Consider the following 13,015-nt stretch of genomic DNA (forward strand, 5'->3'; position numbering starts at 1 on the left):
TCAGGCATCCCCGAGTTCTCGGTCGATCACGTCGAAGAGTTCGTCGAGTGACGCGTCTTCGAGGTCGTCGGTCACCGCATCGTCGGGTCCGACGCCCTCGGTGGACGCGGCACCCGGCTGGTCGAGCTTCGCGAGCATCGCCTGGAGTCGGACGACCGCCTTGGTCCGGGCGATGTCGTCCTGCGGCAGTGCGGTGAGAACGGCCTCGAGATGGTCGATCTCCACGGGCAACGCCTTCTCCGGTGAGGCGTCGTCCGGGGCCAGCTCCGCCAGAAGGTGGTGAGCCAGTGCCGAGGGCGACGCGTAGTCGAACAGCGTGGTGGGCCGCAACCGCAGGCCGGTGGCCGCGTTCAGCCGGTTGCGGAGCTCCACGGCGGTGAGCGAGTCGAGGCCCATCTCGAAGAAGCCGCGCTCCGCGTCGATCCCCGCATGGGTGGCGTGCCCGAGCACCATCGCCGTGTTCTTGCGGACGAGGTCGAGCAGCACCGACTCCCGCTCGGCTGCGGGAAGGGAGGCCAGGGTCTCCGCGAGCGGCTGAGTGCGCTCGGCCGAGGCGTCTTCCGAGTCGCCGACGCTCTGGTACGCCTGCCTGACTTCGGCGATCTCGCCGAACAGCGCACTGCTGCGGGAACCGCTCAGCTCCTTGGCGAAGCGTGACCAGTCGACATCGGTGATCACCGGGCAGGCATCGGAGCCGGTGAGGGCCTGCTCCATTGCCTTGACCGCGAGATCGGGCTCCATGGGCGGCAGCCCGAACCGCTCCATGCGGCCACTGACCAGGGCGCTCTGGGCAGCCATGCCGTCGTCGGCCCAGGGGCCCCACGCGATCGACGTCGCCGGCAGACCCTCAGCACACCGCGCCTCCGCCAACGCATCCAAATACGCGTTCGCCGCCGCGTAGTTGGCCTGCCCCGCCCCGCCCACCGTCGCCGAGAACGACGAGAACAACACGAACGCCGACAACCCCATACCCCGAGTCAGCTCATGCAAATGACGCGCACCCTCCGCCTTCGCCCGCAACACCGACTCGAACCGGCCCACCGACAAACCATCCAGCACACCGTCATCCAGCACACCAGCCGCATGCACCACCGCCGACAACGGCAACCCCGCCGGCACACACCCCAGCAACCCCTCCACCGCCGACCGCTCACCCACATCACACGCCACCACCGACAACCCCACACCAGCAGCAGCAAACTCCGCCCGCAACCCCTCCACACCCACAGCCCCAGACCCCCGACGCGAAGCCAGCACCACATGCTCCGCACCAGCACCCACCAGCCACCGAGCCACCCGACGACCCAAACCACCCGTGCCACCCGTCACCAGCACCGTCCCCGACACCCGCCAAGAACCAGCACCAACACCAGCAGCACCACCCGCACCACCGGCACGGATCACACGCCGCCCGAACACCCCCGCAGCACGAACAGCCACCTCACCCTCACCCGAGGCAAACACCCCCGCCAGACGCCCCACCAACCGGGCATCCACCACCCCAGGCAGATCGATCAGACCGCCCCACCGCTCGGTGCCTTCGGTCGCAGCGACTCGTCCGAGACCCCAGACCTGCGACTGTTCAAGGTCGCTGACCCGCTCCGCCCCGGACACCGCCACCGCACCCCGGGTCACACACCACAACCGGGCATCGACATTCACGTCACCCAGAGCCTGCACCAGCCCCAGCGTGAGCGCGACGGACACCGGAACCGCACCGAACTCCACATCCCGGCCCGACGCCAAAGCCAGCAACGACACCACACCAGCAAACCCATCCGGCTCACCGGCAAGCACCCCACGCAACCGCCCGGCCACCACATCACGACCGTGCTCGCGCGCATCGAGCTCCAGCACCACAGGCCGCGCACCACACCGCGCCAGACCCGCGACACACTCATCCACCCACGCGTCACCAGCAGACCCAGCCGGCACCACCACCAGCCACGCCCCCGACAACACACCAGAACCCACCGCCACCGGAGACCACACCACCCGATAACGCCAGCCCTCGACCGCCGAGAACTCACGGTCCCGCCGACGCCACGCCGACAACGCAGGCAACACCGCCCTCAGTGACGCCCCCTCAGCCGGCAACGCCAGCAGATCCGCCACCTCCGACGCATCCCCACGCTCCACCGCATCCCAGAAACCGGCCTCGACCGAGTCACGACTGTCGAGTGAGGTGTCTGCCTCGGGCTGGACAGGCTGGACCCAGTACCGGTCGCGTTGGAAGGCGTAAGTGGGCAGGTCCACCAGCCGGGGACGGGACGGAGCGAGGAAACCAGCCCAGTCCACCGCATGGCCCCGGACGAACACCTCCGCCAGGGCCCGCACCATCGAGTCGGCCTCATCACGGTCCTTGCGCAGGACCGGAGCGAACAGTATCTGCGGCACACACTCGGCGCCCATGCCGGACAGGACACCGTCCGGGCCGAGCTCGAGGACAGCCGTCACTCCGTGCTCGGCCAGATGCGTCACTCCGTCGGCGAAGCGCACCGCCTCCCGCACGTGCTGGACCCAGTACTCCGGATCGCACACCACAGCCGCATCCGCGAGTTCACCCGTCACGTTCGACAGAACCGCCAGCTTCGGCGCCTCATACGCCACCGACCGGGCGACCTCGCGGAACTCGGCCAGCATCGGCTCCATCAACGGCGAATGGAACGCATGCGAGACCCGCAGCCGACGCACCCGCCGCCCCTCACCCCGCCACAGCCCTTCGAGCTCTCCGACCACTTCCTCAGTACCGGAGACGACCACAGCAGTGGGGCCGTTGACCGCCGCGACATCCACACTCTCCCGGTCTGCCAGCGCAGCCCGGACCACCGACTCCTCAGCCTCCACCGCCAGCATCGCCCCACCCTCGGGCAACGCCTGCATCAACCGGCCACGCGCCGCCACCAGCACACACGCATCTTCGAGGGACCACACCCCGGCCACATACGCGGCAGCCAGCTCACCGATGGAATGCCCGCCCACCACATCAGGACGCACACCCCACGACGACACCAACCGGAACAACGCCACCTCGACCGCGAACAGAGCACACTGCGTGAACTCCGTCGCATCCAGAACCGAACTGTCCCCGCTGAAGACCACCTCACGCAACGACCGCTCCAACAGACCGTCGAAGCCCGCGCACACCTCGTCGAAAGCGTCCGCGAACACCGGGAAGGCCTCATACAACTCCCGGCCCATCCCCACCCGCTGACTGCCCTGCCCCGAGAACAGCACCGCCAACCGACCCGGCACCACCTGCCCCCGCACCACACCCGCGGACTCACCACCCGCGGCCAGCACCCCCAAGCCGTTCAGCCCGTCCAGGACGACGGCCCGGTGCTCGAACACCGACCGCGCCGACACCAACGACCAACCCACATCAACGGAAACCGCATCCGTGCTCTCACCCACGAACGCCGCCAGTCGCCCAGCCTGCGCCCGAAGCGCCGCCTCGGACTTCCCCGACACCACCCACGGCACCACCACCGGCGAAACACCCCAAGCGGACTCCGCAACCGGCTCCACCTCGACAGCGGGAGCCTGCTCCAGGATCACGTGCGCGTTGGTGCCGCTGATACCGAACGACGACACACCCGCCCGGCGGGGGCGGCCGGTCTCCGGCCACGCCACCGACTCCGTCAGCAACTCAACGGAACCGGCCGACCAGTCCACGTGCGCTGAAGGCTCGTCGACGTGCAGCGTCTGCGGAAGAACGCCGTGCCTCAGTGCCAGCACCATCTTCATGAGCCCCGCGACACCCGCCGCGGCCTGGGTGTGTCCGATGTTCGACTTGATCGAGCCAAGCCACAGGGGGCGGTCCTCCGGGCGATCCTGGCCATAGGCGGCCAGCAGGGCCTGCGCCTCGATCGGGTCACCCAGCTTCGTCCCCGTACCGTGCGCCTCCACCACGTCGACCTCGGCGGCCGACAGCCCGGCATTGGCCAGCGCGGCCCGGATCACGCGCTGCTGCGACGGACCGTTCGGCGCGGACAGACCGTTGCTCGCACCGTCCTGGTTGAGCGCGGAACCCCGTACCACGGCCAGCACCCGGTGCCCGTTGCGCCGGGCATCGGAGAGCCGCTCAAGGAGCAGCATGCCTACGCCCTCCGCCCAGCCGGTGCCGTCCGCGCCGGCCGCGAACGCCTTGCACCGGCCGTCGGGAGCGAGCCCTCGCTGGCGGCTGAACTCCACGAAGGCACCGGGGCTGGCCATCACCGTCGCGCCACCGGCCAGCGCCAGCGTGCACTCGCCCTGGCGCAGTGCCTGGGCCGCCCAGTGCAGGGCCACCAGCGACGACGAGCACGCCGTGTCCACCGTCACCGCGGGGCCCTCGAACCCGAACGTATAGGAGATCCGCCCCGAGGCGACGCTGCCGGCGTTGCCGGTCATCAGGTAGCCCTCCGAGGCCTCCCCGGCCTGCTGCACCAGGTCGCCGTAGTCGTGGTAGGTCAGACCGCAGAACACGCCGGTCTGGCTGCCGCGCACCGACGCCGGGTCGATACCCGCACGCTCCAGCGCCTCCCACGACGTCTCCAACAGCAACCGCTGCTGCGGATCCATCGCCAACGCCTCACGCGGCGAAATGCCGAAGAACCCAGGGTCGAAATCACCGGCGTCGTAAAGGAAACCACCCTCACGCGCGTACGCCGTGCCCTTGTGGTCGGGGTCCGGGTGGTAGAGCGCCTCCAGATCCCAGCCGCGGTTGGTGGGCAGGCCGGCCACCGCGTCGACGTCGTTGACGAGCAGGTGCCACAGGTCCTCGGGGGTCTGTACGCCGCCGGGGAAGCGGCAACCCATCCCGACGATGGCGATCGGCTCGTCCTCGGGCACGGTCCGCGGCGTCGTCGTCACCGGGTGCGGGGCGGCTGCCTGCCGGTCGTCGTCCGAGTGATCCGCTCCCAGCAGCTCGCCGAGGATGTGGCGGGCGGCAGCGACCGGGGTCGGGTAGTCGAACACGAGTGTGGCGGAGAGCTTGAGGCCGGTGGCGGCGTTGAGGCGGTTACGGAGTTCGACCGCGGTGAGCGAGTCGAAACCGAGGTCCTTGAAGGCACGCTCCACCGCGACGCCGTCCGCGTGCCCCAGGACGGCTGCCACGCTGTCGGCCACCAGCTCTTGCAGGACGTCCTCCCGCTCGCGCGGTGCGAGGCCGGCCAGGCGCCGTGCGAGGGCGGGGGTTCCGCCGTCGTCGGCCGACTCGACGACCCGGCGGGCCGGGACTCCGATGAGGTACCGAAGGATCGCGGGTACGGTTCCGGGCCGTGCGTGGGCGCGCAGCACGGCAACGTCCATACGCGTCGGCACCAGCAGGAACTCGTCCGTCGTCTGGGCCGCGTCGAACAGTGCCAGCCCCTCGTCCGCGGGGAGCGGAGTCATGCCGAAGCGCGCCATGCGGGCCATGTCGACCTCGCCCAGGTGGCCGGTCATCCCGCTGCGCTCGGCCCAGAAGCCCCAGGCCAGCGAGACGGCGGGCAGGCCGTGCGCGCGCCGGTGCGCCGCCAGGGCGTCCAGGAACATGTTGGCCGCCGCGTAGTTGCCCTGGCCGGCCGCGCCGAAGGTCGCGGCGGCCGAGGAGAACAGGACGAACGCCGTCAGGCCCATGTCCTTGGTGAGCTCGTGCAGATGCACGGCGGCATCGGCCTTGGGACGCAGTACCCGGTCCAGCCGTTCCGGCGTCAACGACTCGATGACGCCGTCGTCCAGGACTCCGGCCGCGTGGACGACTCCGCGCAGCGGACGTTCTGCGGGGATCCGCGCCAGCAGCCCGGCCAACGCGTCGCGGTCCGTCACGTCGCACGCCTCGAAGACCACGTCGGCCCCCAAAGCGTTGAGTTCCCGCTCCAGTTCGGCGGCGCCGGGCATGTCGCGTCCCCGGCGCGAGGCCAGCACCACGCACCGGATGCCGTGCTCGGCGATCAGGTGTCGCGCCACCAGGCGCCCCAGGACACCGCTCGCACCGGTGATCAGCACCGAGCCGTCGGTGTCCCACACGGAGTCGGACGTCGCCACGGAGTCCGGCGTCGCCGAAATGGCGGCGCCCGTCGCCCTGGCCAGCCGCGGGATGGACGCCCGCCCCTCGCGTACGGCGATCTGCGGTTCACCGGTGGCGAGCACCGCGTCGAGCACCCCGCCCGGCACCTCGTGCCCGTCCACGTCACACAGCACGAACCGCTCCGGATGCTCCGCCTGCGCGGACCGCACCAACCCCCACACGGCAGCAGCCGCCAGATCGGTCACATCCTCACCCGGCACAGCGGACACCGCACCCCGGGTCACCACCACCAGACGCGACCCGGCGAACCGCTCCTCACCCAGCCACTCCCGCAACACCTCCAGCGCACGACGCGTCACCGACCGCACCACCGCCGGATCACCCACACCGGCACCGGAGTCGGACGCGGAGAGGAACGGCAACAGAACGTAGTCGGGCACTTTCTCGTCGTTCGTCAGCACGTCGGAGAGACCGGCGTACACCGCGCCGTACTGGTCAGTGGCCGTTCCGGTGCCTCCGAGAAGAGTACGGAGCTCAGCCTCGCCGGTGCCTACGACGGCCCGTCGGGCACCGTCCGCCGCCATTGCGGCGGACGCCGTCGGCAGAGCCGCCCATTCCACGCGGAACAGCGACTGGTGTGGCACCTGTCCCCCAACGGCCACGTCGTCCGGCGTGACCGTCCGGGCCGTCACCACGTCCGCCGTGGCCACCACCTGGCCGGACTCGTCGGCCAGCAGCATCGCGACACCGTCCCGCGCTGTCGGCGTGAGCCGCACACGCAGCGTGGTCGCACCGACGGCGTAGAGCGAGACGCCGTTCCAGGCGTGCGGGAGCACCGCCGTGTCGCCGTCCGAGCTGAGCCCCATGCCGTCCAGGGCATGGAAGGCGGCGTCCAGCAGCACCGGATGCATCCCGTAGCGCCCGGTGTCCGCTCGCTGCTCCTCCGGCAACGTCACCTCGGCGAAGACTTCCTCGCCTCGGCGCCACGCCTGACGCACCGTACGGAAGGCCGGGCCGCGGACGAGGCCGGCACCTTCCTCATCGCCTTCGTACAACGTCTCGGCATCGACGGGGTCGGCGTCCGCCGGAGGCCACTCGCCGATACCCCGAGCGATCGCCTCCGGGTTCACCGGGGCGTCTGCCGTCAGCACACCACGCGCGTGGCAGGTCCAGGGGAGTTCCGAGGCCCCGTCCTCGGGGTGTGAGTAGACGCTCAGCGTACGGCGGCCGGAGTCGTCCGGTCCGCTCACCGCGAGCTGGAGCTGAATCGCTCCGCTGTCCGGCAGGATCAGGGGCGTCTCGGGCGTCAGCTCCTCCAGCCGACCGCAGCCGACGGCGTCCCCGGCACGCAACGCCAACTCCACGAAGGCGGAGGTCGGGAGGAGTGCCGAGCCGTAGAGGACGTGGTCCGCGAGCCAAGGGTGGGACTGTGTCGACAGCCGGCCCGTGAAGAGATGCCCGCCCGTCTCCGGCAATGTCACGGCCGCGCCCAGCATGGGGTGATCGGCGGACGAGAGACCGGCCGACGTCACGTCGCCCTGGCGGGCGATGGACGGTTCGACCCAGTAGCGCTGGTGCTGGAAGGCGTAGGTGGGCAAGACGACGCGCCGGGCACCCGTACCCGCGAACACTCCCGCCCAGTCGACGGCCGCACCGCCGACGAACGCCTCCGCGGCAGAGGTCAGGAAACGCCCCAGACCTCCTTCGCCGCGACGCAGCGAACCCACCGCCGTGACAGGCGTGTTGATGTGTTCCTCGGCAGTCTGCTCGACGCCCATCGTCAGCACCGGGTGGGCGCTGGACTCCACGAACAGACAGAAGCCGTCGTCCAGCAGAGCACGCAGGGTGTCGGCGAAACGGACCGTCTGACGCAGGTTGCGGTACCAGTAACCCGCGTTCAGGGCACTGGTGTCCAGGACACCGCCCGTCACGGTCGAGTAGAAGGGCACGTTCGCGACCCGAGGACTTATGCCCGCCAGGTCCCGCAGGAGGACGTCCTCGATCTCCTCCACGTGCGCACAGTGCGAGGCATAGTCCACCGCCACGCGACGGGCCCGAACACCGTCCGCCTCACACGACGCCAGCAGCTCGTCCAGGGCGTCCGCATCTCCGGACACGACCACCACGGCCGGGCCGTTGACCGCCGCCACCGACAGACGACCCCCCCAGGCCGACAGCCGCTCACCGACCTCCTCGGCACTCAGCGACACGGACACCATTCCGCCCCGCCCCGACAGCGCTCCGATCGCCTTGCTGCGCAGCGCCACCACCCGCGCCGCGTCCTCGAGCGACAATGCACCCGCCACACACGCGGCGGCGATCTCGCCCTGCGAGTGGCCGATCACCGCAGCCGGCTCCACGCCCACCGACCGCCAGACCTCGGCCAGCGACACCATCACAGCCCACAACACCGGTTGCACCACATCGACCTGACCCAGCCAGGCGTCAGTGTCCGTGTCCCGAAGGACATGGGTCAGCGACCAGTCCACGAACGGGTCGAGGGCCATGGCGCACTCGGCCATCCGCTCCGCGAAGACGGGGGAGGACTCCAGCAGTTCGGCGGCCATTCCGGCCCACTGCGAGCCCTGGCCCGGGAAGACGAACACCGCACGGCCGTCGACACCGGCCGCACTTCCCCGCACCACGCCCGCGGACTCCCGGCCCTCGGCCAGCGCACCCAGGCCGTTCAGCCCGTCCAGGACCACGGCCCGGTGCTCGAACACCGACCGCGTCGTCACCAGCGACAACCCGACGTCCGCCGAAGCGAGTTCGGCGCCGTCCGCGACAAACGACCTCAGTCGTTCGGCCTGAGCCCGCAGCGCCGCCTCGGACTTCGCCGACACCACCCACGGCACCACCACAGGTGCGACACTCGGCGACTCGCCGGGCGAGGACTCCGCAACCGGCTCCTCCAGGGCAGCCGGAGCCTGTTCCAGGATCACGTGCGCGTTCGTACCGCTGACGCCGAACGCCGACACACCGGCTCGGCGGGGCTCCTCCCCCTCCGTCCAGGGAGTGGCGGTCTCGGTCAGCAGCCGCACAGTGCCGGAGGACCAGTCGACGTGCGGGGAGGGTTCGTCGACGTGCAGCGTCTGCGGCAGCAGCCCGTGCCGCATCGCCAGCACCATCTTCATGATCCCCGCGACACCCGCAGCCGCCTGGGTGTGCCCGATGTTCGACTTGATCGAACCCAGCCACAGCGGGCGGTCCTCCGACCGGTCCCGACCATAGGTCGCCAGCAGCGCCTGCGCCTCGATCGGGTCACCCAGCTTGGTACCCGTGCCGTGCGCCTCCACCGCGTCCACCTGACCGGCAGACAGCCCCGCGTTGGCCAAAGCGGCCCGGATCACCCGCTGCTGCGACGGACCGTTCGGCGCCGTCAGACCATTGCTCGCACCGTCCTGGTTCACGGCCGAGCCCCGCACCACGGCCAGCACCTGGTGCCCGTTGCGTTGGGCGTCGGACAGCCGCTCCAGCAGCAGCAGGCCGACACCCTCGCCCCAGCCGGTGCCGTCCGCGCCGGCGGCGAACGCCTTGCACCGGCCGTCGGGAGCAAGCCCCCGCTGACGGCTGAACTCCACGAACCCCCGGGGCGAGACCATCAGCGAGACACCGCCGACGATCGCCCGGGAGCATTCGCCCTGGCGCAGCGACTGCGCCGCCAGGTGCAGGGCCACCAGCGACGACGAACACGCCGTGTCCACCGTGACCGCAGGGCCCTCGAGACCGAACGTGTAGGAGATGCGACCCGAGACGACACTGGCCGCGTTGCCCGTGGCGACGTAGCCCTCGGTGACGTCCGAGCCCTGGTCCACGAGGGACACGTACTCAGCGCCGTTCGTGCCGATGAACACGCCCGTTCGGCTGCCGCGCACCGACTCGGGGTCGACGCCGGCTTGTTCCCACAGCTCCCAGGCCGTCTCGAGCAGCAGTCGCTGCTGCGGGTCCATGGCCAGCGCCTCACGTGGCGAGATACCGAAGAAGTCCGCGTCGAAGCCACTGACGTCGGAGAGGAACGCGCCCTCGCGGACGTAGCTCTTGCCGAGCGCCTCCGGGTCCGCGTCGTACAGCCCGTCGAGGTCCCAGCCGCGGTCCGTCGGGAATCCGGTGAGGGCGTCCTCGCCTGCGGCGAGCAGGCTCCACAGTTCTTCCGCGGTCGCCACGCCTCCGGGGAAGCGGCAGCTCATGGCGACGATCGCCATGGGCTCGTCGGCGGCGGCCGCAGGGGCCGGGAGCGACGGGACGATCTCGTCGTCGCGCGCGTCGACCAGTTCGGTGAGCAGATGGGAGGCGAGCGCGGCCGGTGTGGGGTAGTCGAATACCAGGGTGGCCGACAGTTGCATGTCCGTGGCTTCGTTGAGCCTGTTGCGCAGGTTCACCGCGGTCAGGGAATCGAATCCGATCTCCGTGAACGCGCGGCCTGGCGCGATGGCGTCGGCCCCGGCGTGTCCGAGGACGGCGGCGACGTGCGCACGTACGAGTTCCAGCACGATCCGGTGCTGTTCGCCTTCGGGCAGCCCTGCCAGCTTGCGGACGAGAGCGGAGGCCCCTTCGGCGTGTTCCGTGTCCGCCGCTCGGGTCCCGGCCGCTTCCGCAAGCTGGGCGATCTCCGGGATTCCGCTGAGCGTGCGGGACAGCTGCCGGGCCTCGAAGGTGTCCGCGAAGCGCTGCCAGTCCGCGTCGACCAGAGCGACTGCGGCGTCGTCGAGGACCAGGGCCCTCTCCAGAGCCTTCAGCGCCTGCTCGGGATCCATCGGACGCATACCGGTGCGCCGCAGGGTACGGCTGACTTCGGCACTGCTGACGGCCATGCCGTCGTCGGCCCAGGGGCCCCACGCGATCGACGTCGCCGGCAGACCCTCAGCACACCGCGCCTCCGCCAACGCATCCAAATACGCGTTCGCCGCCGCGTAGTTGGCCTGCCCCGCCCCGCCCACCGTCGCCGAGAACGACGAGAACAACACGAACGCCGACAACCCCATACCCCGAGTCAGCTCATGCAAATGACGCGCACCCTCCGCCTTCGCCCGCAACACCGACTCGAACCGGCCCACCGACAAACCATCCAGCACACCGTCATCCAGCACACCAGCCGCATGCACCACCGCCGACAACGGCAACCCCGCCGGCACACACCCCAGCAACCCCTCCACCGCCGACCGCTCACCCACATCACACGCCACCACCGACAACCCCACACCAGCAGCAGCAAACTCCGCCCGCAACCCCTCCACACCCACAGCCCCAGACCCCCGACGCGAAGCCAGCACCACATGCTCCGCACCAGCACCCACCAGCCACCGAGCCACCCGACGACCCAAACCACCCGTGCCACCCGTCACCAGCACCGTCCCCGACACCCGCCAAGAACCAGCACCAACACCAGCAGCACCACCCGCACCACCGGCACGGATCACACGCCGCCCGAACACCCCCGCAGCACGAACAGCCACCTCACCCTCACCCGAGGCAAACACCCCCGCCAGACGCCCCACCAACCGGGCATCCACCACCCCAGGCAGATCAACCACACCACCCCACCGACCAGCCAGCTCCAAACCAGCCACCCGGCCCAAACCCCACACCTGCGCCTGATCCAGATCAGCCACCCGCTCCGCCCCGGACACCGCCACCGCACCCCGGGTCACACACCACAACCGGGCATCAACACCCACATCACCCAGAGCCTGCACCAGCCCCAACGTGAGCGCGACGGACACCGGAACCGCACCGAACTCCACATCCCGGCCCGACGCCAAAGCCAGCAACGACACCACACCAGCAAACCCATCCGGCTCACCAGCCAGCACCCCACGCAACCGCCCGGCCACCACATCACGACCGTGCTCGCGCGCATCGAGTTCCAGCACCACAGGCCGCGCACCACACCGCGCCAGACCCGCGACACACTCATCCACCCACGCGTCACCAGCAGACCCAGCCGGCACCACCACCAGCCACGCCCCCGACAACACACCAGAACCCACCGCCACCGGAGACCACACCACCCGATAACGCCAGCCCTCGACCGCCGAGAACTCACGGTCCCGCCGACGCCACGCCGACAACGCAGGCAACACCGCCGTCAGTGACGCCCCCTCAGCCGGCAACGCCAGCAGATCCGCCACCTCCGACGCATCCCCACGCTCCACCGCATCCCAGAAACCGGCCTCGACCGAGTCATGGGATTGGCCAACGACCTGAGGAGCAGACGCCATCCAGTACCGCTCTCGCTGGAAGGCGTAGGTGGGCAGGTCCACCAGCCGGGGACGGGACGGGGCGAGGAAACCAGCCCAGTCCACCGCATGGCCCCGGACGAACACCTCCGCCAGGGCCCGCACCATCGAGTCGGCCTCATCACGGTCCTTGCGCAGGACCGGAGCGAACAGTATTTGCGGCGCACACTCGGCGCCCATGCCGGACAGGACACCGTCCGGGCCGAGCTCGAGGACGGCCGTCACTCCGTGCTCGGCCAGATGCGTCACCCCGTCGGCGAAGCGCACCGCCTCCCGCACGTGCTGAACCCAGTACTCCGGATCGCACACCACAGCCGCATCCGCCAGCCCACCCGTCACGTTCGACAGGACCGCCAGCTTCGGCGCCTCATACGCCACCGACCGGGCGACCTCGCGGAACTCGGCCAGCATCGGCTCCATCAACGGCGAATGGAACGCACGCGAGACCCGCAGCCGACGCACCCGCCGCCCCTCACCCCGCCACAGCCCTTCGAGCTCTCCGACCACTTCCTCAGTACCGGAGACGACCACAGCAGTGGGGCCGTTGACCGCGGCGACATCCACACTCTCCCGGTCTGCCAGCGCAGCCCGGACCACCGACTCCTCAGCCTCCACCGCCAGCATCGCCCCACCCTCGGGCAACGCCTGCATCAACCGGCCACGCGCCGCCACCAGCACACACGCATCTTCGAGGGACCACACCCCGGCCACATACGCGGCAGCCAGCTCACCGATGGAATGCCCGCCCACCACATCAGGACGCACACCCCACGACGACACCAACCGG

The 13,015-nt window shown here is 70.3% G+C and carries 1 protein-coding gene (cut by a window edge); it reads right to left on the bottom strand.

Translation table 11 applies throughout. The features are described from left to right. Nucleotides 1-13,015, bottom strand: the 3' portion of a protein-coding gene (locus tag AC0VYN_RS21025) for a type I polyketide synthase (protein ID WP_475532212.1). It continues 6,596 nt past the right edge of the window; only the last 13,015 of its 19,611 coding nucleotides appear in the window; its start codon lies beyond the right edge, outside the window — the gene reads right to left on this strand; its stop codon occupies nt 1-3.

The organism is Streptomyces sp. 63XJN7_1_ISO-PGPR-S23-121 (genome assembly GCF_056173025.1).